The 24,966-nt window shown below is 43.1% G+C and carries 21 protein-coding genes; 11 read left to right on the forward strand and 10 right to left on the reverse strand.

Annotated elements, in window-relative coordinates:
* The first annotated feature begins 135 nt into the window (after positions 1-135).
* The 3 genes from CDG61_RS14285 (at position 136) to CDG61_RS14295 (ending at position 6,844) form a co-directional block, all read left to right on the forward strand.
* Positions 136-2,652, forward strand: coding sequence for a hypothetical protein (locus tag CDG61_RS14285; protein WP_087550605.1), 2,517 nt, complete (start codon positions 136-138; stop codon positions 2,650-2,652).
* Between the two features lie 384 nt (positions 2,653-3,036).
* The gene (locus CDG61_RS14290; RefSeq protein WP_087513164.1) at positions 3,037-4,839 is read left to right on the forward strand and encodes an acyl-CoA dehydrogenase C-terminal domain-containing protein; all 1,803 of its coding nucleotides are present in this window, start codon (positions 3,037-3,039) and stop codon (positions 4,837-4,839) included.
* A gap of 223 nt (positions 4,840-5,062) precedes the next feature.
* Positions 5,063-6,844 (forward strand): acyl-CoA dehydrogenase C-terminal domain-containing protein, encoded by a 1,782-nt coding sequence (locus CDG61_RS14295; protein WP_087550604.1) that lies wholly within the window; start codon positions 5,063-5,065, stop codon positions 6,842-6,844.
* 91 nt (positions 6,845-6,935) lie between these two features.
* On the opposite strand, the gene CDG61_RS14300 is transcribed toward CDG61_RS14295, so the two are convergent.
* The 3 genes from CDG61_RS14300 to CDG61_RS14310 form a co-directional block, all read right to left on the reverse strand.
* The gene (locus CDG61_RS14300) at positions 6,936-7,373 is read right to left on the reverse strand and encodes a hypothetical protein (RefSeq protein WP_087550603.1); all 438 of its coding nucleotides are present in this window, start codon (positions 7,371-7,373) and stop codon (positions 6,936-6,938) included.
* Positions 7,374-7,438: 65 nt separating this feature from the next.
* Positions 7,439-7,783 (reverse strand): hypothetical protein, encoded by a 345-nt coding sequence (locus CDG61_RS14305; protein ID WP_228199583.1) that lies wholly within the window; start codon positions 7,781-7,783, stop codon positions 7,439-7,441.
* A 93-nt stretch (positions 7,784-7,876) separates the two neighbouring features.
* Entirely contained in the window at positions 7,877-8,506 is a 630-nt protein-coding gene (locus tag CDG61_RS14310) for an FMN-binding negative transcriptional regulator (protein ID WP_087550602.1), read from the reverse strand.
* 162 nt (positions 8,507-8,668) lie between these two features.
* Between CDG61_RS14310 and CDG61_RS14315 the strand changes: the two genes are divergently transcribed.
* Complete coding sequence (locus tag CDG61_RS14315) at positions 8,669-9,163, forward strand: phosphate-starvation-inducible protein PsiE (protein WP_087550650.1); 495 nt, start codon at positions 8,669-8,671, stop codon at positions 9,161-9,163.
* 30 nt (positions 9,164-9,193) lie between these two features.
* On the opposite strand, the gene CDG61_RS14320 is transcribed toward CDG61_RS14315, so the two are convergent.
* On the reverse strand, positions 9,194-9,625 hold the full coding sequence (locus CDG61_RS14320; protein ID WP_087550649.1) for an RcnB family protein: 432 nt from the start codon (positions 9,623-9,625) through the stop codon (positions 9,194-9,196).
* Positions 9,626-9,812: 187 nt separating this feature from the next.
* Between CDG61_RS14320 and CDG61_RS14325 the strand changes: the two genes are divergently transcribed.
* Entirely contained in the window at positions 9,813-10,265 is a 453-nt protein-coding gene (locus CDG61_RS14325) for a hypothetical protein (RefSeq protein WP_087550601.1), read from the forward strand.
* 88 nt (positions 10,266-10,353) lie between these two features.
* On the opposite strand, the gene CDG61_RS14330 is transcribed toward CDG61_RS14325, so the two are convergent.
* Both CDG61_RS14330 and znuD read right to left on the reverse strand, forming a co-directional pair.
* On the reverse strand, positions 10,354-11,817 hold the full coding sequence (locus tag CDG61_RS14330) for a phospholipase D family protein (RefSeq protein WP_087550600.1): 1,464 nt from the start codon (positions 11,815-11,817) through the stop codon (positions 10,354-10,356).
* 104 nt (positions 11,818-11,921) lie between these two features.
* Positions 11,922-14,030 (reverse strand): zinc piracy TonB-dependent receptor ZnuD, encoded by a 2,109-nt coding sequence (gene znuD / locus CDG61_RS14335; protein ID WP_087550599.1) that lies wholly within the window; start codon positions 14,028-14,030, stop codon positions 11,922-11,924.
* A gap of 144 nt (positions 14,031-14,174) precedes the next feature.
* Between znuD and CDG61_RS14340 the strand changes: the two genes are divergently transcribed.
* The 6 genes from CDG61_RS14340 to CDG61_RS14365 all read left to right on the forward strand — a co-directional run bounded on the left by CDG61_RS14340 (position 14,175) and on the right by CDG61_RS14365 (position 21,438).
* Complete coding sequence (locus CDG61_RS14340; RefSeq protein WP_087550648.1) at positions 14,175-14,939, forward strand: DUF4184 family protein; 765 nt, start codon at positions 14,175-14,177, stop codon at positions 14,937-14,939.
* 236 nt (positions 14,940-15,175) lie between these two features.
* Positions 15,176-16,963 (forward strand): aspartate--tRNA ligase, encoded by a 1,788-nt coding sequence (gene aspS, locus CDG61_RS14345; RefSeq protein WP_087550598.1) that lies wholly within the window; start codon positions 15,176-15,178, stop codon positions 16,961-16,963.
* A gap of 366 nt (positions 16,964-17,329) precedes the next feature.
* Positions 17,330-18,208 (forward strand): lysophospholipid acyltransferase family protein, encoded by an 879-nt coding sequence (locus CDG61_RS14350; RefSeq protein WP_087550597.1) that lies wholly within the window; start codon positions 17,330-17,332, stop codon positions 18,206-18,208.
* A 105-nt stretch (positions 18,209-18,313) separates the two neighbouring features.
* Positions 18,314-18,532, forward strand: coding sequence for a hypothetical protein (locus CDG61_RS14355; protein ID WP_087550596.1), 219 nt, complete (start codon positions 18,314-18,316; stop codon positions 18,530-18,532).
* A gap of 113 nt (positions 18,533-18,645) precedes the next feature.
* On the forward strand, positions 18,646-19,668 hold the full coding sequence (locus CDG61_RS14360) for a glycosyltransferase family 2 protein (RefSeq protein WP_087550595.1): 1,023 nt from the start codon (positions 18,646-18,648) through the stop codon (positions 19,666-19,668).
* Positions 19,669-19,737: 69 nt separating this feature from the next.
* A complete protein-coding gene (locus CDG61_RS14365; RefSeq protein WP_087550594.1) occupies positions 19,738-21,438 on the forward strand; it encodes a glycosyltransferase family 25 protein in 1,701 nt (566 codons plus the stop codon).
* A gap of 58 nt (positions 21,439-21,496) precedes the next feature.
* Here the strand turns inward: CDG61_RS14365 and rfbC are convergent, their stop codons facing one another.
* From rfbC to rfbB, 4 genes are read right to left on the reverse strand one after another with little or no spacing between them, the layout of a single operon-like run.
* Positions 21,497-22,051 carry a dTDP-4-dehydrorhamnose 3,5-epimerase gene (gene rfbC, locus CDG61_RS14370; RefSeq protein WP_087550593.1) on the reverse strand — a complete coding sequence of 185 codons (555 nt, stop codon included), beginning with the start codon at positions 22,049-22,051 and terminating at the stop codon, positions 21,497-21,499.
* Positions 22,048-22,932 (reverse strand): glucose-1-phosphate thymidylyltransferase RfbA, encoded by an 885-nt coding sequence (gene rfbA, locus CDG61_RS14375; RefSeq protein WP_087550592.1) that lies wholly within the window; start codon positions 22,930-22,932, stop codon positions 22,048-22,050. Before rfbA ends, rfbC begins: the two co-directional genes overlap by 4 nt.
* A complete protein-coding gene (gene rfbD / locus CDG61_RS14380) occupies positions 22,929-23,822 on the reverse strand; it encodes a dTDP-4-dehydrorhamnose reductase (RefSeq protein ID WP_087550591.1) in 894 nt (297 codons plus the stop codon). The genes rfbA and rfbD overlap by 4 nt, the downstream gene beginning before the upstream one ends.
* A gap of 6 nt (positions 23,823-23,828) precedes the next feature.
* The gene (rfbB, locus tag CDG61_RS14385) at positions 23,829-24,890 is read right to left on the reverse strand and encodes a dTDP-glucose 4,6-dehydratase (protein ID WP_087550590.1); all 1,062 of its coding nucleotides are present in this window, start codon (positions 24,888-24,890) and stop codon (positions 23,829-23,831) included.
* Positions 24,891-24,966: the final 76 nt, after the last annotated feature.

Here is a 24,966-nt window from a genome sequence, read left to right on the forward strand (position 1 = left end):
TTTTCACGGATGAACTTCACAATAAATCCGAGCAGCCTTTCAGCATTAAACAGCTGAAGTTTCATTTAATTACAAAGATATATCTACTGTACTTCAAAAAATTGACTTTATAACTATAAACGGGGTCTTCGGTCCATGAAATATAAATTAAGCCTACTGACTGCCGTGATATGCAGTCTGCATCTGAGTGCCTGTGGTGGCGGTGGAAAGTCTGGTTCAACGGTGCAGGATGATCAGATTGCTGCCCAGCTCGACGTTATGGGGAAGCGTGTTCCCATTACTGTACAGCTGATTGATGCAGCAACCGGTCAGCCTGTGCGTTCCACTGTAACGCTCAGTGCAGACGATAGCATTTCCGGTCAGAACGTCTATGAGGATGCCAGTATTGGTTCTGCCATCAGACACGGTACTGCAACTGTCTATTTAAAAGAAAGCGCAACAAAATCTGCAAGTGCAACCACTCCGGTCACCTTCCGACTGACGGCCAGTTCAGATGATTATTTCAGTTCAGGCATCACCATCAGCTACACAGGAGCAGCACCTGCTGTTCAGAAAATTTATCTGATCAGTAAAACGGCTCCACCTCAGGGAGCAGCTGTTCAACAGCAGAATAATCTGACCGCTGCTGCTGGGGTACTGTCAGGTGCGATACAACTGACTGCAACAACTGCTGACCCTGCCTCTCAGGGGGCAAGCGGCAGTTTCAGTCTGCCTGCCGGAAGCCAGCTCAAAGATGCACAGGGCAAAGTCCTCGAAGGGAAACTCCGTGTCAGTGTCGGTTATTTCAGTCCGGTCATGCCTGATATTGAAAAATTCTTTCCAGGAGGTCTTAATCAGGCAGCCGTACTGATGAACAATGGTTCAGGTCAGACTGAAATAGCCGGTAAATTTGTCACTGCAGGCTTACTGGCGGTGGATATTGTGGATGAAAAAGGACGTAAAGCACATTTGCTGAGTAAGCAAGGCAGTATGACCATTCAGACTCCTTTTGGTGTCATTAACCCTGAAACAGGTGCTCCTGTTCGTGCAGGTGAAACGATTCCGGTATGGAGTCATAATGAACAGACCGGTCTCTGGCAGCAGGAAACCATCGGTCAGTTTGTCCAGAATGCAAACGGTTCTTACAGCGTCAGCTATCAGGTGGAACATCTTTCCATATGGAACCTGGACTGGATCATTCCTGAAGCGCAACCAGCCATCTGCTACAACACCCGTGTCCGCTTTGAAAATAATTTTTATCAGACTGAGCCACTGACCCTGGAAACTCGTGTGGATGGGCAGGTTGCTCAACGTGCCATGGTGACTGGACCTGACAGTTTTATTTATTCCACAGGCACATTTATCAGTAGCAATGTTGAATATCAGGTCAAAGATGCTTCAGGAAAAACTGTAGGTCAGGCTTCACGTGCAGCAGGAAAATGTGCTGACACTGTAAATATAAAAATGACTCAGGAGTTTCTGGATCAGAATCCTCCTGCTGAATACTGTCCAAATGATGTTCAGATACATTTCCCTCAGCCATTCCATTATGACGATGGGCATCTTTATGTGTATGAATCCAGCAACCGCTTTCAGGCTGCACTGATAGAAAATGAGTCCCGGGTACTGAATCAGATACCTAAAAACAGAGCGGTCACGCTGAATGTTTATGCAGGTGGTCTGGCACCACAGAACAAAGTTGCATCTGTGCAGAAACCTGCAGGTTCATGTTCGGACGTCACCGTACAGCTGGATGAACAGTTTATTACTGCTTATCCTCCACTGGAATACTGCCCGGACAGTTTTCAGATCAAACCATCCACACCGTTTTTTGCAGGTGATTACTGGATCACCAGCACGATCACTGCATTCAAAGCGACGCAAAGCAATCTTTCAGTTTTCAATTATTACCAATGGGACAAAACAGCTGAAAAAATTGTCACGTCACCACTGACTGTCACAGGCATACCTAAAAACAGAAAACTGGATCTGAACTTTATTGGCAGAGTCAAATCAAAACCACTGAACTCATGTGCAGATGTCACCCTTGATACATCGGGTCTGGCTGGTTCAGGGCGTACCGTCACCATTCTACCGAAACTGAAAATCAACCAGTTCCTCAGTTATAAGGATATGAATACACTGGTCAGCAATATGGGGCTCAGCTCAACAGCAAAAACTGAACTGCTGCAATACACACATCCAGATGGTGTTTCATCTCCTGTTTTCCACCTGAATGCAGAAAGTTACCAGTACATTCTGAACAAATGGCTGAACAATCAGAAAAATAATCTGTTGCGCCAGCTGCAGCTGCTGACACTGACTCCGGCCAATGCCAGCCTGTTGATCACGCATTCCTATATGGCAGATTCAAATGACGGTGAAAATTATCCGATTTACGGTGACATCGGCACTGTAGTTTCAGACAATGGTCAGGTCAAGGTTGAATTGCCAGACAGAGCACTGGAAACAACGCTGTTCCTGGGTGGTTTCTACGGCAATAAATGGCATGAGGTCAGCCGAACCATCAACATTCCAGCTGGCAGTAAACAGGTTACTGTGGAATTTGAAGATACTGAAACGCTTCAGGATGCCATCGCTTATCTTGAACGCTACTGTAAAGATGGAAAACCGATCAATCCGCAGGCAAAACACTGTGGTCTGTTTCTCTGAGCAGAACCCATCATCATAAAAGCACATAACATAAGGCTCTGAAATAAGAGCCTTATTTTTTTCAGGGTTATTCCCTCTCTTTCGGACAACCGAACCTGAACAGCATTTATTCTGCTTTGCAGAGTATGAAGCATTCACATCTTCTTACGTTTTTTTGACCATTTGTGTCATGGAAAACACTACAAAACTGTTTACACTCAATACACTTAGCTGTTTCAGGATAAAAATCTTTGACTTAACAGTCACCAGTAAATACACCTGAAATGCTTGTACCTGATCAGAAGATGTTGCACGATTGAACCATTCTCATACGTGTCAGTGAAGACACGTGAAATATTTATTTAAGATTATAAATCTGGTTTAACCAGTATTGAGGAAACCGATATGCCACAATACAAAGCGCCCTTACGTGATATGCAATTCGTTTTGCATGAATTATTAAATGCTGAAGAGCACTATTCAAAACTTCCTGCTTTCCAGGACACAGTAAGCCGTGAATTGGTGGATCAATACCTTGAAGCTGGTGCAGACTTCTGTGAAAACGAACTGTCTCCACTGAACCAGACCGGTGACCGTGAAGGTTGTACCTGGAATGATGGCGTAGTTACGACTCCAACAGGCTTTAAAGCTGCATATGATAAATATGTAGAGCTTGGTTTCCCTTCTCTTTCTGTTCCTGAAGAACATGGCGGTCAAGGCTTGCCTGGTTCTTTAGCAACTGCTGTCTCTGAAATGGTTGGTTCTGCAAACTGGGCATGGGGTATGTACCCTGGTCTGTCTCATGGTGCGGTACGTACCATTGAACATCACGGTTCTGCTGAACAGAAAGCAACATATTTACCAAACCTGGTTTCAGGCGTATGGACAGGCACCATGTGTCTGACAGAATCCCATGCAGGTTCTGACTTAGGTATTATCCGTTCTAAAGCTGAACCACAGGCTGACGGCAGCTATGCAATCTCTGGTGAGAAAATCTTTATCTCTGCTGGTGAACACGACATGGCTGAGAACATTGTTCACATTGTTCTTGCACGTTTACCAGGCGCGCCTAAAGGTACTAAAGGTATCTCACTGTTCATCGTACCTAAATTCAATGTCAATGCTGACGGTACTGTAGGTGACCGTAATGGCGTACGTTGTGGTTCAATCGAACACAAAATGGGTATTCATGGTAACGCAACATGTGTCATCAACTTTGATAACGCTAAAGGCTTCCTGATTGGACCTGAAAACAAAGGCTTACACTGCATGTTCACATTCATGAACACTGCACGTATCGGTACTGCTGTACAGGGTCTGACTGCTTCTGAATCTTCATTCCAGGGTGCTTTAGCTTATGCCAAAGACCGTCTGGCAATGCGTTCACTTTCTGGTCCTAAAGCACCTGAAAAAGAAGCTGATCCAATTATCGTTCACCCTGCTGTCCGTAACATGCTGATGACTCAGAAATCATTTGCTGAAGGCGGTCGTGCACTGGTTTACTTCCTGTCTCAGTATGCTGATATTGTTGAACAGGGTGCAACTGAAGAAGAACGTAAATTTGCAGACAACATCCTGTCCCTGCTGACTCCGATTGCTAAAGCATTCTTAACTGAAACAGGTTCTGAATCTGCGAAACACGGCGTACAGGTATTCGGTGGTCACGGCTTTATCTCTGAACACGGTATGGAACAGATTGTTCGTGATACCCGTATTTCATGTCTGTACGAAGGTACAACTGAAATTCAGGCACTTGACCTGTTAGGTCGTAAAGTACTGGGTACTCAGGGCGCTATGCTGAAAGACTTCACTAAAATCATCCATAAATTTGTAGAAGCAAACAAAGACAATGCAGGCTTAAAAGAGCTTGTAGAGCCACTGGCTGCTTTAAACAAAGAATGGGGCGACCTGACCATGCAGATCGGTATGCGTGCAATGCAGAACCCTGATGAAGTCGGTGCTGCTGCTGTAGACTACATGTACTTCTCAGGTTATGTAACACTTGCATTCCTGTGGGCACGTATGGCACTTGTTGCTCAGGAAGCACTGGCAGCAGGTACAACAGATGTCGACTTCTACAATGCAAAAGTAACGACTGCACGTTTCTACTTCAAGAAAATCCTGCCACGTGTACGTTCACACGTTGATGTGATCTCTGGTGGTTTAGAGCCTATGATGGCCCTTGATGCAGAACATTTTGCTTTCTAAGTAAACTGCTCCGGTCTGTGCAAACAGATCCGGACTGCATAAAAAGCTGAACTCATGAGTTCAGCTTTCTGAAAAGGACAGTCATAGTATTGACTGTCCTTTTTCTTTATAAAGACACACAATATACCGATACATATTCAGTCTGAGTCGTCTGATTTATGACATATAAATACAGTAGACTGACGGATATCAACAGATTTAAAAAACAGACAGGTGGACAATCATGCCAATTTATAATGCACCTCTTGCAGATATGAAATTCATTCTGAATGACGTTTTCAATGCTGAACAGTTCTGGCAGAGCAATGAAAATCTTGCACATCTGGATGCAGCAACAGCTGAAGCTATCCTTGAAGAAATGGCAAAATTTGCACAGAACGTGACCCTGCCTCTGAACCGTACAGGTGATGAAGAAGGCGCTCACTATGAAAATGGTGCAGTCACCACGCCTGCTGGCTTTAAAGAAGCATTTAAACAGTATGCCGAAGGCGGCTGGATTGGTCTGGGTGCGGATGAAGAATGGGGCGGTCAGGGCATGCCAAAAATGCTGACTGTACTGTCTGATGAAATGCTGTTCGCCACCAACCCATCTTTCATGCTCTACCCACTTCTTTCTGTCGGTGCAGGTATGGCGTTAAACAGCTATGCATCTCAGGAACAGAAAGAGACCTATTTACCTAAAATGTACACAGGTGAATGGTCAGGTACCATGTGTCTGACTGAACCACACGCTGGTACTGACTTAGGTATTATTAAAACCAAAGCAGAACCAAATGCTGACGGTACCTACAACATCACTGGTACAAAAATCTTCATTACAGGTGGTGATCACGATCTGTCAGAAAACATCATTCACCTGGTACTGGCGAAAACTCCGAACGCTCCAGCAGGTTCACGTGGTATTTCCCTGTTCATCGTGCCTAAATTCATTGTCAATGCAGATGGTTCACTGGGCGAGCGCAATACTGCGGGTCCTGGTTCCATTGAACACAAAATGGGGATCAAGGCTTCTGCGACCTGTGTCATGAACTTCGATGCAGCAAAAGGTTACCTGGTCGGTAAAGAGAACGAAGGTCTGGCAGCAATGTTCGTGATGATGAACTACGAACGTCTGTCCATGGGTATTCAGGGTCTGGGGGCTTCTGAATATGCCTACCAGAATGCAGCACAGTATGCGACTGACCGCTTACAGGGTCGTTCTGCTACAGGTGCAAAATCACCTGAAAAACCAGCGGACAGCATTTTAGTACACGGCGATGTACGTCGTATGCTGTTAAATGCCCGTGCAAACAATGAAGCATCCCGTGCATTTGCTGTTTATGTTGGTCAGCAGCTGGACATCACCAAATTCTCTACAGACCCTGAAGCTGTTGCAGCTGCCAACAACCGTGTTGCCCTGCTGACACCAATTGCAAAAGCATATTTAACTGATACAGCATTTGATGCAGCGATTGATGCTCAGATGGTGTTCGGTGGTCATGGCTTTATCCGTGAATGGGGTATGGAACAGTGTGTCCGTGACCTGCGTATTGCACAGATTTATGAAGGTACCAACGGTGTTCAGTCTCAGGATCTGATCGGTCGTAAAACCATTAAATGTAACGGTGAATTCATCGCTGAATATATTCAGGAAATCCGTGACTTTGCCAACGCACTTGATGCTGACCTGAACTTTATTAAAGATGCAACGCTTGATGCTGCAACTGAAGTTGAAGATGTAACCCGTTACATCCTGGCTCAGGCAGCTGAAAACAATGAGTTCCCGAACTCTGCTGCTGTCGATTATCTGCATGCAGTCGGTCTGCTGAGTTTCTCATACATGTTTGCCCGTATTGCTCAGGCAGCAAAATCAAAAGATGGCGAGTTCTACCAGAACAAACTGGCGCTGGCACTGTACTTTGTACAGCGTATTCTGCCAGCACTGGCACTGCGTATTACCAAAGTGAAAGCTGGTTCTGAAGTGATCATGAACTTCTCTGAAGATTATTTCACCAATCAGTCTTAATCTTTAGCCAGCCATGCGGTTAAAAATGCCCTGAATGGATTCCATTGAGGGCATTTTACTTTCAGACTCATCTGTTTATTCGGATGAAATTTCAAACTTCCTGTTCATTATTTTCAGTGCCCCTGTTCCTTAATACAGTCAGAAACAGCCAGTAAAAAAAGCCCGAAATAAGTGCCGTGATTATTGTAAAACCATGATTAAACACTTCTTTCCAATACCCCGATACCTGCCCTGTATGACTCCATATCACAAGAATAAAAAAAACGGTGGAAATAACCAGTGAACTGATACAGATGCTAAAAAAGTTAAGTGCTGAATAATGATTCAGCCCGATAGAAATCAGAAAAGTGAAGGGTACTGTTAAAACACAATAAGCCAGATAAACAAGTGCATGCCCTGCAAAAATCACAAAAACTGAATCCAGACGATATTCACTGTTCACGATCATAATGGACAATGCACTCAGTAAAATCAGCGGTAATGGAGCAAGCAGCAAAGCGTTGGCTATTGTTTTCCGGCTATATTTCATCACCACGTTTTACCTCGACTGAGGAATGCTGAACGCCCAGCAGTGCAGGCATTTTTATTTATGGCTTACTGAAGTTCAGGGTCTGGAAATGGTAATTTATCCTGAGACTCACTCGGCATAGCAACCCATTTACCCTTTTTCTGATAAAAATCAGATTGTGTTTCATTGATCGCTGCTCCCAGTCTGATTGTCAGAGTACAGGCGATCTGACCTGGATGAGTCGGTTTAACGGCAGAAATACATGTTCCCAGTTTAAGCTCCGAAATCATTGCACCGATTTCTTTGCCCAACAGATCCACTGTTGCCTGTTTTGCCTCAGACACTGTGGGTATCCTGATGGATTCTGCATACAGCAATGGAGAACACAGTACAAAGCTGGCACTCAGGATCATTGGTCTTATTTTCATCATTTTATCCTTTTCAGCAGTCATCAGGTTTGAAAAAACTTTTTTCCATTTTGAACTTACCACTGACAGTGGGCTAAAAATGTATTATTTCAGCAATTAAACTTCAGGATAATATTTACGGATCGACTCCGACATTTCGGGATTCCTGTCTTCCAAAGCAGTCGCCACTCTTTCAGCATCTGCTGCACTACGATTCTGACTGACTTTGAATTTCCCGATGATGGAATCCATTTCAATTTCTACTGCCACAATTTTCTCTAACTGTTCCTGAATAAAGTCTTCGGGTGCATCCCCCATTTTCCAGGGAAGCTCCTGAGTAGCTTCATGTGTTCGAGTCAAACGAGCCAGTACCCCCCGTAAGTATCTGTCATCCTCGACTTTACGGATCGTGCCTTTAACATGCACTACCCGATAGTTCCATGTCGGAACGACCCGATGATGCTCCTGCTTGCCCTCGTACCAGCTGGGTGAAATATAGGCATGATCGGCATGAAAAATCACATAGACAGGCTGTGGATTTTCAAGCAACGTAAATAATGGATTGGCTTTGGCAATATGCCCACGCAAAACGCCATACTCACCTACAGAACGATCCAGCTCAAAAGGAAGATGACTGGCTTCAATCTCTCCCTCATGTATCACCATAACACTCGCCAGTGGATGATGTTCAATCAGCTCAAAAAGCTCGGTCAGATTTTCCTGTCTGAAATGGGTCGGCATATACATTTTTATTGTCATCAGATTATGGGGGCAGAAATAACATAACATCAAAAATGATGATTTTTAAATCCAGCAATATTCATTTCTCTTTCATGTGCATGAAATTTGCATGGTTTTTAATGTAATTAAACTTTTAATGCATTGAGAACATCAAAAATGGAGGATGGAATGAACAAAGATCCGCGTATTGAGAAAATAGAAAACCTCCTCGACAAACTGGGCAATATTGCAGTTGAAGCCTTTCATTATACTGCCCTGTTTATTATTGGCTGTATGATTGCCTGGTCAGCCATACACACCATTATTGAAATTCTGACCATCAAACAATACGCAAGTATTGATGACATTCTATTGTTATTTATTTATCTGGAACTGGGTGCAATGGTGGGCATCTACTTTAAAACCAACCACATGCCCGTGCGTTTTCTGATTTATATTGCCATCACTGCCCTGACCCGACTGCTTATTTCAGATATTCAGCATGACCATAAAGCTGATATGGATCAGGTGATTATCACAGGTTCGATTCTGATTCTGGCGGTGGCTGTTTTAATTGTGCGTTATGCTTCATGGACGTATCCATCTGTTATACGTGACAAACACACTGAAAAACCACTGCCACATGGAAAAACACCGCGTCCTGAAGATGATGAACTCGCCTGATAAAAAATCCCCCTGAAATGGGGGATCGTTTTAATTCGTCGGCACCAGTATATATCTGCCGTTTTCAAAACCCCAGTACATGCCCCGGGGTGGCGCAGGTAAGCCACGGTTCTGCCAGTCCACAACCACAGAATGAGTGGAGCTGTGAATTGAACTGCCCACAGGATCACCATTTACAAAGCTGTAGCTTTGCTGATCATGATAAACCGTAGTTGGTCCCTGATAAGTGATGGTTAAACCCGGTCTGACCGATGGCTGCCCCCAGTAAGGTGGATGTTGAGGATAATGCTGAGGCGGTCTATGAGGGTACACGGGTCTGTTTGGCGGATAATGCTGTCCATGATACTGACGGGTCGTATCCACACTGCCATAACTTGCCCAGCGGTTTGTTTCTGCCATTGCTGACATGGACGCTCCCAACAGCATCATGCTACTGACCGCAGATAAAACTGACACTTTCATTTGAAAAGCCTCCATCACAGTAGGTATATCAGAAGTGTACCTGTGTGTTCTGAATAAAAAATGGATAAAAAACATTCTATTGAAAATATTTGTAAAGGATAAACAGATGTCCTGCAATTTCCCTCAGACCATCGGTATCAAAAATCGGTTATGCTAAAATCAATTCTTTTTTACTGGATCATACAACGTGTCTGATTTAAGTTTTGACCGCTTGCACCAATTTTTCTGCAAAGTTCCGAGCGTACAGAAAAACCGGATTGATGCCTATGGTTCTGATGGTAAACACGCATGGTGGTTCAAGTTTCAGATTGATACCGAACATCCGCTGGCATGGCAGACTGTACAGGAACTAGGGCATGTCCTGAATTATATTTCTAAAAATGAACGCCTGCCGACTCAGTTTCTGCCTGTATCACCACCACCGTATATGAATGGTGATGCAAAACAGTTTCTGTCCTGGGTGATTCAGTGCAACCACCCCGATTTTCCACCGGATATTATCTGTGACTGGCTCGAAGCCCGTTTACCACAGCCTGTGGATGATGACAGCAGCTGGAAAATTAAAACCGATATTAAAGAACTGGATCAGATGTCAGATAAAGACCTGGATACTTTGGTTCCGCCTAATCCAGAACCATAATCAGCCTCATCCCAACCTTCTCCCTGAGCTGTTACAGCGCAAGTGAAGAAGCCCCCTCTCCTTTCTGGAGAGGGTCAGGGAGTGGTCATTAAAAAGTCGACAGCCCACTCCACTCCATAAAACGATATACACAGTACTTCAACCTGGATTCATCCGCATATTTTGCATAATCCACACTCATCTGACGACCATTCAAATTGGACCAGGCCGTATTAAAATACTGATCTGCATCCACAAAAACCTGCTGTTGGGTATTTCCAAGCACGCGTAAATCAGTTTCCAGATTATAATTTTTCAGATTACGTGCCGTAAAGTTTGCTGAACCTAAAATCATTTCCGCAGATTGCGCATTACGTTTTACAATCATTTTGCTGTGGCACTGTTCACCCTGGGTATTACACCAGCGGACATCAATCCCTGCATCATGCAATTCAGACGCCACCTGTCTGTTTGGAATACCATTCTTCTGACGACCAAATGCATCTTTATTCGGATCTAGTAAAACCCGCATCTGCACGCCCCGCGCTCTGGCAGCAATCAGCGATTTCACTATATTACGTTCTGACAGGTAGAACATCGCCAGATCAATATGGTCATTTTTGTCTGCAGATTCAATCAGCTTCAGTGTCGCATCCAGAATTGCCTTTTCGGTCAGTACCTGCACCTGAGGCAAAGTTTCAGCACCATCAAACTCTCCCGCAATCACCACAGGCATGTCACCGCCAGACAGATGTGCAACCGTCTGTTCAGTTTTCAGAACATCCAATGCCGTCTGACCGTTTACCACCAGTGCAACATTGGAGTGGCGTGAACTGCCATCATGGGGGTTCATGGAGGTCACCAGTGTTTCCCATCCGTTCGGAGTATCCACAACCAGTGTTTTTCGATGATTGGCTTTGAAGTTGAACAGATTCAGATAACTGCGTAATGTGACTTTTTCTGTGCCAAGAGGATTTGGTAACCAGCCTTTTTCTGCATTATTGCCAATATCCTGACAACAGATATACCAGAAACCTGACCATACTGGATTTGAAGCTCTTAAGGGAACCAGGTTGGTTTCCATGACATCCACACCTGCCTGACGTAACTGACGGTAATGCTCAGGCGCAACACCGCCATATACCGAGTTGACAGGATCTGTAATGACTTTAATTTCAATGCCTGGCGTGGTCAGTCTTTTACTGATCAGTGCATCTGTAAGTTGCTGAGTCAGTTTTTTCTGTTCCAAACCTGATGCACCGACTTCCTTGTTGAACAGGAACATATCCAGCACAATCGTGGTTTGGGCATCATCAATCATTTTCAGCATTTTACTGAAAATCTGGTGATTCATCTGCTGCTTACCCTGGCTGTCGATCCAGGTCTGATCTGCAATAAACTGAACATCTGCATGTCTGAGTTTACCCGTGACATTCAGTCCTTCAGGTAATGGTTTGTAGACATGATAAACCGCAGAAGAAAAATAGCCGAGAGCAAGCAACCCAACAATCACACCGACATAACGTCTGCGTGACCAGTTCAGCTGCTTATGAATCCGTTGAAAAATACGCATAAGAAAAAACCCAGTCCAATGTACTCAGACTAGGTTTTATCACCTGATTTTTCAAGAGGAATTCTGTGACAGACAGGTTTCAGCCCCTGTCACAGTCATCATTCTCAGAACCCCAGTTCAACACCTACGGTAAAATTACGACCGACCTGTGGAATACTGGATAAAAAAGATGCATGAGAATAAACCTGATCATCCAGCAGATTGTTTGCACGGAAGTACATGCGGTAATCATTGCCCTGTGAGAACTTTCCTGCATAGGAAACACCCATATTCAGCATGTTATATCCATCTGTTTCAGATTCCCATGCAGCAGTTTTGTCCTGCTTGAATGCATGGTAAAACTCTGCCTGACCTGACCAACCATCGGTGAATTTAACATCTGCCCGTGTTCCGATACGTCCACCAGGGACACGGGGAGCATTGATACCATCAATTTTCCCGCGGACATAATCTCCGGACAGCCCCAGCGTAAACACAGGATTAAAGGCATAGCTCACTTCTGCCTCAATACCATAAAACTTCGCCTTATCCTGGGTATAATCGACAAGCCTGAAATTTTCATAGGCATAGGTTGTTGCTGCATAGATATAGTTGTTGAACCAGTTATGATACAGATGTGTATGCCACTTCAGTTGATCGCCTTCATAATGCAGACCTATTTCCAGATTATCTGATTTTTCAGCATCCAGGTTTTCATTTCCCCGTTCATAAGTATTGGTTGCCAGGTGCTTACCCTCTGCATAAAGCTCCTGAGCCAGTGGTAAACGCTCCTGATGCGATGCATTCAGTGACAGTTTATAAGATGGAATAAACGCCCAGTTCACTGCTCCAGAATATGACAGTGCATAGTCATCATAGTTTTTCAGGTCAGAGTCGATCTGAATTTTCTGCTGATCCAGTCGCGTCCCAAGTTCCACATGGAAATCTCCGAACTGCTTATGTTCCAGTGCAAACAGCCCCCATTTCTGGGTTTTATTCGGATCAAGAAAAGATTCTTCGCCCGTAATATTCAACTTCTGCTGGCTGTACTGCATACCGAGCACACCTTCCCAGTCGGCTACAGGGTTATGAACAAGCTCCAGGCGGGCATCATATCCTTTACTTTTAAACGTGGTTGCAACTTCATTTTCTTCAAGCTCATCATGCTTATAATCTGTATAGCCAGCATGTACGCGTAACTTTTCAAAACCTGCAAATGGCTGGTTCAGTTCACTACGGAAGTCGTAACGCTCAGACTTCAGATCCACCCAGGGACCAGTATGATCTTCTTCATCATGTGCATGTGCTGAATGATCATGACCATCGGCATGGTCACTGTGTCCATCACAGTGCAGATGGTCATCATGTGGATGACAGGACTCATATTCATGACTGTGTCCTGGCAAACCATACTGATCTTCACGGCGGCTATAGGAAACGCCGACAAAACCACGATCATGAATCCATGACAGCCCTAAACCTGTGCTTTCACCTTCGGCAAAGGTGTTGCCGACTCTGCGATGTTTTTCGCTGTGTAATTCGTGAATATGGTTTCCACTGGCATCTTCAGACTCATGCATATGCTCAGTGACATAACCAGGCGCGATATAATCATTTGCCTTTCGTTTCAGACCCTCAACATGTACAGCGAACTGATCACCAAGTGCGGCAGTTACAGATGCTGCTGCAAGCTTTTCATCACTGCCTGAGTTATAACGCAGTCCCACCTGCCCTTCGTATCCCTTTTCAGGCATCTGAGTCGGGATTTTCTGATCCGTGACATTGACCAATCCTCCCACAGTCCCTGCACTGTACAGCAGCGTCGAAGGACCACGAATCACTTCCACCTGCTTCGCCAGAACCGGATCGACTGTTACTGCATGATCGGGGGACAATGCCGATGCATCCATCACATCTGCCGTATTCTGCAGTACTTTGGCTCTGACACCATCCTGCCCACGGATAACAGGTCGGCTTGAACCTGAACCGAACTGATTACTGTAAATACCAGCTTCCTGTCCAACAGCATCCCCAATCGTAACCCCTTTTTCCTGTAACTGTTCATGTTTCAGCACAGTATCAGCCACAGCAAAATCAGCAGCACTCTGTTCAAGTGGATGTGCTTTAAAGCGTAAAGTTTCCAGTTGCTGTGCCTGTCTGGATGGTTCATCAGCGAAAACAGCCGGTGCAATCACTGCAAAAATGGAAAGCGTAATCAGATTTTTATAAAACATGAGCGGTCAGAATGAATAATTTAAAGTAATGTTATAATATAACATAAACATTATTTTGCAATAAAAAACAGCTTATTCATTTATCTTTCATTTATGCTGTTCAGCTCACTTCTATCTTTCATGATGTATTTCAAAGATTTTTTAATGCCGTTTACACTTTCTCATGCCGTGCTTGCCCCACCACTTGCCAAACTCAGCCGGTATACCTTACCGACCGCAGCTTTAGCTATTGGTTGTATGGTGCCCGATTTAATCCGTCTTTTTATCAATGATCACAGTGGCTTTACCCATCTATGGCGCTCTGTTCTTTATATTGACCTGTGGATTGGACTGGCATTCTGCGTACTGTGGTATGGGCTTTACCGCCCTGTTGTTTACCGTTTCCTGGGTATACAGCACAGTCTGAATCTGAACAGTTTCAGTACATTGCTGAAATTCAGTGCAGGAACGGTCATTGCCATCGTTGTGGGAACGGCAACGCATATTATCTGGGATGGTCTGACTCATGTGGATTTTCGGACTTTTGCCTTCAGGGAATTTCTCAGTCAGCCTGTAACACTGTTCAATGCAACCTACCCCATGCACCGTGTTCTTCAGATTGGAACATCCTTTGTGGCTTTGCCCTTTTTACTGTGGATGTCTGTTCATTATTATAAAACTTACCGTCAGTACCGACCTGTTCAGTCCAAAGTTAAATATTATGCCCACTGGCTGATCATACTGAGTATCTGTGCAGGCAGTTTTTCTGTATGGGATTATGCACAGTATTTTTCATCTGAACTGTGGAATTCTGATCTGTATTTCTTTACAGGAAAATCCATTAACGAATTTACTCAGGCAGCTCTGCTTGTCTTCAGCTTTGGCTGCGCACTGTTTCTGTTCCTGGATAAAAATGGCTACCTGGACTGAGTTGCAGCAGTAAAAGCTCTCCTCCTGTTTCCATTCTGAATATCAGGCATACCATAAAAACACAGCGACCTGTATCCCGATCAGGAATAGCTCAGCAATTTTTGCGTTTTATCACAGTTTTCCCCTTTGCTCCTTGAGACTGAACGTTCAAAGAGGCATAATCGTACCTTATTTTAAAGGCGATACGCTGTTTACGTACCCGCTTCCTTAACCCATATAGTTGGATTTCTAACGCTATGATGCGAACTCATTACTGCGGCTCATTGACTGAAGCCCAAATAGACCAGACCGTAACTTTATGCGGCTGGGTACACCGTCGCCGTGACCACGGTGGTGTAATCTTCCTTGACATGCGTGACCGTGACGGTCTTGTGCAGGTCGTGATTGACCCAGATACCCCAGAAGCATTTGCAACTGCGGACAAAGCACGTTCAGAATTCGTATTAAAAATCACTGGTCGTGTACGTCGTCGCTATGAAGGCACAGAAAATGCCAATATGGTGAGTGGTCAGATCGAAGTTTTAGGTAAAGAAATTGAAGTTCTTGCTGCGTCTGAAACTCCTCCATTCCCTCTGAATGATGAGAATGCCAACATTTCTGAAGAAGTACGTCTGAAATATCGCTTCCTTGATATCCGTCGTCCTGAAATGATTGACCGTTTACGTTTCCGTTCAAAACTGACTAACCTGATCCGTAACTATTTCGAAGAAAATGGTTTCTTAGACGTTGAAACACCTGTATTAACACGTGCTACACCAGAAGGTGCGCGTGACTATTTAGTGCCAAGTCGTGTATCCAACGGTAGCTTCTACGCACTTCCACAGTCACCACAGCTGTTCAAACAGTTGTTAATGGTGGGTGGTATTGACCGTTATTACCAGATTGCGAAATGTTTCCGTGACGAAGATTTACGTGCAGACCGTCAGCCTGAATTTACTCAGATCGACGTTGAAACATCGTTCATGAGTGACGATGACATCATGGATCTGATGGAACGTTTAACAGTGAAGATGTTCAAAGAACTTCTTAATGTTGAATTCGACAAATTCCCTCGTATGACTTATGCAGACGCAATGCGTGACTATGCATCTGACAAACCGGATATGCGTATTCCTTTGAAACTGGTTGACGTTGCAGACATGATGCAGGACGTTGAGTTCAAAGTGTTCGCAGGTCCTGCTAAAGATCCTAAAGGTCGTATTGTTGCACTTCGTGTACCAGGTGCAGGTGCGCTTCCACGTAGCCAGATTGATGAATATACTAAATTCGTTGGTATCTACGGTGCGAAAGGTCTGGCTTATATCAAAGTCAACGAACTTGAAAAAGGTATCGAGGGTCTTCAGTCTCCAATCGTTAAATTCATCGAGCCAATCGTGCTGGATCTGTTGAAACGTGTTGGCGCTGAAAATGGCGACATCGTATTCTTCGGTGCAGATAAAGCCAAAGTTGTGAACGATGCAATGGGTGCTTTACGTATCAAAGTCGGTCATGACATGAAACTTGCAACTTGCGAGTGGGCACCGCTTTGGGTTGTTGACTTCCCAATGTTCGAAGAAACTGATGATGGTAAATGGACTTCTGTTCACCACCCATTCACACTGCCAAAATCAAGTGTTGAAGAAGTGAAAAACAATCCAGGTGCTGCGCTTTCAGTTGCGTATGACATGGTACTGAACGGTACTGAAGTGGGCGGTGGTTCACTGCGTATCTTCAACCTTGAAATGCAGAAAGCAATCTTTGAAGCGCTTGGCATTGGTGAAGAAGAAGCAGAAGAAAAATTCAGCTTCCTGCTTAACGCTCTGAAATTCGGTGCGCCTCCTCACGGTGGTCTGGCATTCGGTCTTGACCGTTTAGTGATGCTGATGACGGGTTCATCTTCAATCCGTGACGTGATTGCATTCCCGAAAACCAAAACAGCTGAATGTCCATTGACACAAGCGCCTGCACCAGTTGAACCAAATCAGTTGCGTGATCTGGGTATTCGTTTACGTGAAAAACCAAAAGCTGAAAACAAAGAAGCTTAATTCTTTCTGATCAGTAAAAACCCTGCCATCGCGCAGGGTTTTTTATTGATCACACAACTGGACTGATAACCAGTAAACATATTTCAGAAATATAAATGCAGAATGATATTTTCAGATAGCTTATTTTAAAAAAATTAATGTATGATCAATCCCTTATACTCATTCAATGACAACTTATTCCAGTACTGCTTTATCAGTTTGTTCCAGCTGTTCTTTTAGTAGGTGAATAGATTTTATTTCATTGTTTTATATCAACTTTAATATATTTTTTAAACACTTTATGAACACCCTCTGCGCTGTCTCATCAGATGGGCTTTATATCCGTGTTTTATCAAAAAAATATGTGCCGTGCAGGCAATTTTATTTATGTATTTTTTCCTTAAACTGATTGCACAGTTACCCCTGAACTTTTTACAGTCTTTTGCGGCTGCCTTTGCCTGGTTACTGTATCGCACCAATTCCAGCATGTGCAGAGTCACGACTGTCAATCTGCAGATTGCCTATCCTGAACTGGATCAGGAACAGCTCCAGCAGCTGGTTCAGACAAATCTAAGCAGCCAGTGCATGACTTATCTTGAGTTTATTAAATGTTGGGGAAATTCTGCCGAATACAGCTTAAGTCTGTTAAAAACAGTTCATGGTGCCCATTATTTTGAAGAAGCGCTGGCGAGTAAAAAAGGAGTCATTCTGGTCGTTCCACACCTGGGGAGCTGGGAATTACTGAATGCCTGGATTAATGTATTTGCCAATCCGGTCATCATGTATAAACCAGCAAAAGAGGAAGGCTTTAACCGCTATATGCTGGAAGCCCGTCAGAAATTCAATGCAACGCTGGTACCTACAGATGATACGGGTGTCCGGGCTATTTTTAAGCACCTGAAACAAGGGGGTGTAACGGTCATTTTACCCGATCATATTCCTAAGGCTTCTGGAGGCATTTACTCTGACTTTTATGGTGAACGTGTTCTGTCCACAACTCTTGTGTCCAAACTTGCCAGTAAAACTCAGTGTCATGTTCTGGGCTTGAGCTGCCTGCGCAATACTGACCGATCAGAATTTACTGTCCACTGCAAACCACTCTCTGATGAAATTTTATCTAAAGACCTGCAGCTTTCGGTCGATACCTTAAATGCTGAAATGCAGCAGATGATTGATGTTGCACCGGAGCAGTATATCTGGGGTTATAAACGCTTTCGTAATATTGAAGGAAAAGAAAATATTTATCATCGTCCCTCTGAAAAATAAAGTCCGGTCAATCATATTTCCACATACAATACCGTACAGCTTTTAATTTGAGATATAGTTTCTAAAATGACATAATGAGCGGGTTAAATTCAGAGGTGAAACCACATGGCCATGCGTCCTGCTGTCCTTCGTCATACCATTATTATTATTGTATTCTCAGTTGTACAATGGGGTTTCATGCGTTATATCCTGAACCATCAGCTGTTTAACCTGGATACTTACCAGCGCATTCTGTATTTCAGTATGAGCAGTTTTATTGCAGGTTTCTTTATTATTGCCGCGCTGATTTATCTGGTACTGAAAGGCAATACCGATACAAACTGATGATGTAAAAGGCAATTACACGGCGTTTATTACACATTACATGCTCTATTCCTTTGTAATTACTGTATATTACTCACGATCATTTAAATACTTAAAAAAAGGTTTTATTTCAAGTGTTTGTCAGTGTAATTGTACCAAGCTACAACCATGCGCCTTATTTAAAAGAGCGCATCGACAGCATTCTTCAGCAGAGCTACAGTAATTTTGAGCTGATTCTGCTGGACGATCTCTCACCTGACAACAGCTCAGAAATTTTAGAAACATATAAAAACCATCCTAAAGTTTCACACTGTATTATCAATGAACAGAACTCCGGTTCAACATTCCATCAGTGGAATAAAGGTATTGCTTTAGCAAGGGGTGAACTGATCTGGATTGCAGAATCAGATGATATTGCCTCACCTGAATTTCTGGAAAAACTTGTTCCTCAGTTTGATCATAATCCCAGCCTGGTTCTTGCCTACTCTCAGTCATACAGAATGAGCAGCGAAGGGGTCGTTACAGGTGACTGGAAAGACCATACAGATTCACTGGATGCTGAACAGTTCAGCCATGACTTTCACATGAATGGCTGGGAATACATTGACCGTTTTCTGAATACAAAAAATACTGTTCCCAATGCCAGTGCTGTGCTGTTCAGAAAACAGACCTATCTTGATGTTGGAAAAGCCTGTTCACATCTGAACCTTATTGGAGACTGGTCAATATGGGCAAAGATTATCTCTCAGGGCGAGCTGTTTTTTTCCAGTGAATGTCTGAATTACTTCAGATACCATACTTCCAGTGTAATTGCCAAAGCTCAGAAGACCGCAGGTCCTTTTAAGTTACGCAGACAGGTGATTCAGTTCCGACTGGAAATTTCAAAGTTCTGGGAGTCCCATAAAAACAGCAACCCTACCGCTTTAAAGATCTACCAGGATAATCAGAAACACCTGTTTAAAGAAGTAAACAGAAACTGCTCTTTTGCAGTCCGCCGCAGACACTTTCATGAAATTATCCCAACGGCGCAACAGGCACTCCAGATATTACCGGTCTATTCACGCCCTGTGTTTATTTTAAAGTTCACAGTGAAGCTGGTATACTCTGTAATCATTGATGCGCCGATACAAAAAATTGTGAAGAAAAACCAGAGTTAGTCCAGTCAGACCTCCTCTGATATAAGTACAAGTTTTCCATTCCTGACCATCTAATTCTGAGTCCTTTCAATGAATGAGTTTCTAAAAAATTTACGTTACATTTACAATAAACAGGGCAGCATCGGAAAAACATGGCAACTCTTCAGACGGGAATTCAATCAGAATGGTATGCAAGGGGTCAAAATCATCTGGAAAAAGTCTGAGTGTGAACATTATTTTAAACAATGGAAAAATCAACCAGATCAGACGGTCACTATTGTTGCTACACCGCATACCATCTTCATTTCTGAACTGATTTCACAGGCATTAAATCAGATCAGCATTAAAAATAGCATTAAAATCGGCAATGACTTTAATGAGTATGATCACTCACTGCATATTGTTGTCTGTCCCCAGTCATTCAAACATTTACCCAAAACCTATATTGCTTTTCAGATGGAGCAGACTGTTTCTGATCGCTGGTTTGGTCCTGAACAGATGAATAAACTGAAACAGTCTCTATTGGTAATGGATTATTCTCTCAATAATATTGAATTTCTTGGACAGCATTTACCCCTGTCCCAACTGTACTATTCACCAATTTCACCTATAGAACTGAATACATCTGAACCCCTGGAAAACTTTGAATATGATGTTCTGTTCTATGGCGATACCAATAATGAGCGCAGACAGCAGTACCTTCAGGAACTTCAGAAAAAATTCAGAGTTAAAATCATTAATAATGCCTTTGGTAAAGAAATATGGCAGGAAATAAAAAAAGCCCGTATTGTTATCAACATTCATTATTATGAAGGTGCATTACTTGAAACAACCCGTCTGTATGAATGCCTTTCAAATAATGCCTTAGTCATTTCAGAAAAAAGTGCAGACTTTGATCAGCATGATGATCTGATCAATCTTGTCGATTTTGTTGAAATTGGTGATATTGATCAGATGATTCAAAGAGTTGAATACTGGATAAACAACTCCGAAAGCTATACTGATCAAAAAAATAAAATTTCTGCTTATATCCAGCAGGATCAGAACGTCTTTAATTTTTATTTTTATCGAATTCTGCTGTCACTGGGATTAATTGATTTTAAGCTGATGTACGGCATGACCAGTAAAATATGGCAACCTGATTCACAGTTCTGGTGCCTGGGCTTACCAGAATCCACGCTCAGACAAAAAGAATTCACCATAGAAAAACAGAAATACAGCAAAAATATCTGGCACTTCCCTGGTATCAGGCACAGTACCCCCTGGATTGGTTGTGGTCTCAGTTATAAGTATATGTTGCAGTATGCGAAAGATCATCAATGGAAGCAGATCACGATCTGTGAAGATGACGTTCTGTTTCCTGAACACCTGAATAAGAGTCTTGAACAGATTGAGAAATTTCTGATCAACCAGGAAATAGAATGGGATATTTTTTCAGGGCATATTACAGACCTTGATGATCATGCCAGAATTAAACCACTCCATAAAACTGCTGATTGCGATTTCATTGCTTTAAACAAAACAACGGGAATGGTATTCAATATTTATAATGATAAATTTTTCAGTTATTTAACACAATGGGATGAAAATGATGAAAATCTTTCTATCAATGCCATTGATCGCTATATTGAACGTAAAGCAGATTTAAGTGTTATTACGACCTTGCCCTACCTTGTAGGACATAAAGAAGATGTAGAGACTACGCTTTGGGATAGAAAGCACTGCAAATTCAGCTATCAGGATATGACCGAAAAAAGCCAGCAGGCATTAATCAACAAACTGGATCAATAAATTTCAACACAATAAAAAGCCTGATAACTCATCAGGCTTTTTATCACTTAATTTTTATTTATTGCGTCTTAAATGGACTGGCAATCTGATCCTTTTCACTGACCAGTACATTTTCAACAGATGCCAAAGGCCATTCTATTGCAAGGTCAGGGTCATTCCAGATAATTGCACCTTCACTTTCTTTATTATAGTAATTGGTTGTTTTATAAAGAAACTGAGTATTATCTTCGAGTGCAATAAAGCCATGAGCAAATCCCTCTGGAATCCAGAACATCGTTTTATTTTCTGCACTCAGTTCCACACCAACCCATTCACCGTATGTTTCTGAATCAGGTCGAATATCAACAGCTACATCCCAGGCTTTACCCTGTACCACTCTGACCAGTTTCCCTTGTGCAAAAGGTTCACGCTGATAATGCAGTCCACGTAAAACACCTTTCTGAGAAAGTGAATGGTTATCCTGGACAAATTCAGGAACAGGCAGATTCAATTCCTGTAATGCAGCAGAAAACTTTTGCTGATTGAAGCTTTCCATAAACCAGCCTCGTTCATCACCAAATACAGCGGGTTGCAGGATTAATAAGCCTTTAATTTTTGTTGTTTCAATTTTCACTTTATTTCTTCCAGCACTTTATACAGGTATTGTCCATATTCGGTTTTCTTCAATGCATCAGCGCTCAGCTTAAGCTGTTCTGCACTGATCCACCCCTGATGAAAGCCGATTTCCTCAAGGCAGGCAACTTTCAAAGACTGACGTTTTTCAACGGTATATACAAACTGACTGGCTTCAAGCAGGGACTCATGAGTACCCGTATCAAGCCATGCAAAACCACGCCCGAGCAGTTCAACATTTAAAGAGCCATCTTTCAGATATGCATTATTGATATCTGTAATTTCCAGCTCTCCCCGTGCAGAAGGTTTAACCTGTTTAGCAAATTCAACGACTCGCTGATCATAGAAATACAGCCCTGTCACTGCATAGGCAGACTTTGGATTTTCAGGTTTTTCTTCAATACTCAGAACTTTACCGTCTGCATCAAACTCCACAACACCAAAGCGTTCCGGATCAGTCACATGGTAACCAAATACGGTTGCACCCTGTTCCCGTATATTTGCTGCACTCAGCTGTTTACTGAAACTTTGACCATAATAGATATTGTCTCCCAGAATCAGGCAGACATGATCATTTCCAATAAACTCTTCACCTATAATAAAAGCCTGAGCCAGTCCATCTGGAGACGGCTGTTCTTTATAACTGAGTTCAACACCAAACTGTGAACCATCACCCAGCAGCTTCTCAAAATTTGGCAGATCTTCTGGTGTGGAAATAATCAGCACTTCACGGATACCTGCAAGCATCAGCACTGAAAGCGGATAATAAATCATTGGCTTATCATAAATTGGAAGCAGCTGTTTAGAAACGCCCTTAGTAATCGGGTGTAAACGTGTACCTGATCCACCTGCCAGAATGATGCCTTTACGTTTAATACTCATGTGTTGAGTAACTCCATTAATGTTCTTTTTACACCTGCCTGCCACTCAGCCAGATTCAGGTTAAATGTCTGTTGAATTTTCTGATTGTTCAGTCTTGAATTATGGGGACGTACAGCAGGTACGGGGTATTCTGAAGAAGGAATCGGTTTTACATTCTGAATTTTCAGCGTATGTCCGACTGATTTTGCCTGTTCAAAGATATACTGAGCATATCCATACCAGGTCGTTTCCCCACTTGCAACAAGATGATAAACCCCCAGTTTTTCATCACCTATGCATACCTGTGGAATAATCTGTGCTGTCACATCTGCAATCAGTTCAGCAGATGTCGGTGCTCCATGCTGATCATCAATAACAGATAACTCTTCCCGCTGAGCTGCCAGGTTCAGCATGGTTTTCAGAAAGTTTTTACCTTGCCTTGCATATACCCAGGAAGTTCTGAAAATCATATACTTACAACCAGACTCAATAATTGCTTTTTCGCCTGCTGCTTTTGTCAGACCATATACATTCAAAGGCGCAATACTGTCAGATTCTGAAAATGGTTCTGTACCCTGCCCATTAAATACATAGTCTGTAGAATAGTGAATAAGCAATGCACCCATCTGCCTGCAGCTATCCGCTATGCTGGCAACAGCATCTGTATTTACCAGCTGCGCAGTTTCCTGATCACTTTCAGCCTGATCCACAGCTGTATAAGCTGTCGCATTCACCACGATACCTGGATTCAGGCGGATCAGGGTTTCGCATACTTTTTCAGGCTGAGTCATATCTCCTGAAAGACCTGATTCACCATGCCGATCCAGGGCAATCACCTCACCTAACGGAGCTAAAGCTCTTTGAAGCTCCCATCCAACCTGACCATTTTTACCGAGCAGTACTATTTTCATGATCGGTCAACCCTGATACTGCTTAGTTAACCAGGACTGGTATTCGCCACTCTGAATATTCTGAACCCACAACTGATTGTTCAGATACCACTCCACTGTTTTACGGATACCAGACTCAAAGGTCTCCTGTGGTTTCCACCCAAGTTCAGTGGCAATTTTTGAAGCATCAATCGCATATCTTAAATCATGCCCTGGACGATCTTTCACAAAAGTGATCTGATCAGCATACGGTTTTCCACTCTTCGATGGACTTAATTCATCCAGAATACCGCAGATGGTTCTGACCACTTCAATATTCTGTTTTTCATTGTGACCACCAATATTGTAGGTTTCTCCCACCACACCCTCAGTCACGACTTTATACAGTGCGCGGGCATGATCTTCCACAAACAGCCAGTCACGGATCTGCTGACCATTTCCATACACAGGCAAAGACTTACCCTCAAGTGCATTCAGAATCACCAGAGGAATCAGCTTTTCAGGGAAATGGTACGGTCCATAATTATTTGAACAGTTGGTGACCAGCACCGGTAATCCATAAGTTCTGTGCCATGCTCTGACCAGATGGTCTGAGCTGGCTTTACTTGCAGAATAAGGCGAACTTGGCGCATAGGATGTAGTTTCAGTAAACAGATCTGTCGTCCCTTCAAGATCACCATAGACTTCATCCGTCGAAATATGGTGAAAACGGAAACTGTCTTTCTGCTCAGCAGCTAAGGCCATCCAGTATTTACGGACAACTTCCAGTAAAGTGTACGTCCCAACAATATTGGTCTGAATAAATGCGGCAGGACCATCAATTGAACGGTCTACATGCGACTCAGCCGCAAGATGCATGACCACTTCAGGTTGAAACTCCTGCACCACCTGCTCAAGTGCAGCTTCATCACAGATATCAATCTGTCTGAACTGATAGGCAGGTGAGTTTTCAATTTCTGTCAGCGATTCGAGATTACCGGCATATGTTAATTTATCTACATTACAGACTTGATTGGCAGTATTTGAAATAAGAAACCGAATCAATGCTGAGCCAATAAATCCAGCCCCGCCAGTCACAAGAATACGCATGTTTTTCTAACCCTTTAATCCGGTGATCCTGAATATCAATTATTTAAAAAATAAAAAGTTACTTATCGCATTATTC

Origin of the sequence: Acinetobacter sp. WCHAc010052, assembly GCF_002165295.2 — a bacterium.
Taxonomy (GTDB): domain Bacteria; phylum Pseudomonadota; class Gammaproteobacteria; order Pseudomonadales; family Moraxellaceae; genus Acinetobacter; species Acinetobacter chinensis.

Coding starts and splice junctions, on each gene's coding strand:
- CDG61_RS14285 (WP_087550605.1), top strand. CDS start 136: ATGAAATATAAATTAAGCCTACTGACTGCCGTGATATGCAGTCTGCAT.
- CDG61_RS14290 (WP_087513164.1), top strand. CDS start 3,037: ATGCCACAATACAAAGCGCCCTTACGTGATATGCAATTCGTTTTGCAT.
- CDG61_RS14295 (WP_087550604.1), top strand. CDS start 5,063: ATGCCAATTTATAATGCACCTCTTGCAGATATGAAATTCATTCTGAAT.
- CDG61_RS14300 (WP_087550603.1), bottom strand. CDS start 7,373: ATGAAATATAGCCGGAAAACAATAGCCAACGCTTTGCTGCTTGCTCCA.
- CDG61_RS14305 (WP_228199583.1), bottom strand. CDS start 7,783: ATGATGAAAATAAGACCAATGATCCTGAGTGCCAGCTTTGTACTGTGT.
- CDG61_RS14310 (WP_087550602.1), bottom strand. CDS start 8,506: ATGTATATGCCGACCCATTTCAGACAGGAAAATCTGACCGAGCTTTTT.
- CDG61_RS14315 (WP_087550650.1), top strand. CDS start 8,669: ATGAACAAAGATCCGCGTATTGAGAAAATAGAAAACCTCCTCGACAAA.
- CDG61_RS14320 (WP_087550649.1), bottom strand. CDS start 9,625: ATGAAAGTGTCAGTTTTATCTGCGGTCAGTAGCATGATGCTGTTGGGA.
- CDG61_RS14330 (WP_087550600.1), bottom strand. CDS start 11,817: ATGCGTATTTTTCAACGGATTCATAAGCAGCTGAACTGGTCACGCAGA.
- znuD (WP_087550599.1), bottom strand. CDS start 14,030: ATGTTTTATAAAAATCTGATTACGCTTTCCATTTTTGCAGTGATTGCA.
- CDG61_RS14340 (WP_087550648.1), top strand. CDS start 14,175: ATGCCGTTTACACTTTCTCATGCCGTGCTTGCCCCACCACTTGCCAAA.
- aspS (WP_087550598.1), top strand. CDS start 15,176: ATGATGCGAACTCATTACTGCGGCTCATTGACTGAAGCCCAAATAGAC.
- CDG61_RS14350 (WP_087550597.1), top strand. CDS start 17,330: ATGTATTTTTTCCTTAAACTGATTGCACAGTTACCCCTGAACTTTTTA.
- CDG61_RS14355 (WP_087550596.1), top strand. CDS start 18,314: ATGGCCATGCGTCCTGCTGTCCTTCGTCATACCATTATTATTATTGTA.
- CDG61_RS14365 (WP_087550594.1), top strand. CDS start 19,738: ATGAATGAGTTTCTAAAAAATTTACGTTACATTTACAATAAACAGGGC.
- rfbA (WP_087550592.1), bottom strand. CDS start 22,932: ATGAGTATTAAACGTAAAGGCATCATTCTGGCAGGTGGATCAGGTACA.
- rfbD (WP_087550591.1), bottom strand. CDS start 23,822: ATGAAAATAGTACTGCTCGGTAAAAATGGTCAGGTTGGATGGGAGCTT.
- rfbB (WP_087550590.1), bottom strand. CDS start 24,890: ATGCGTATTCTTGTGACTGGCGGGGCTGGATTTATTGGCTCAGCATTG.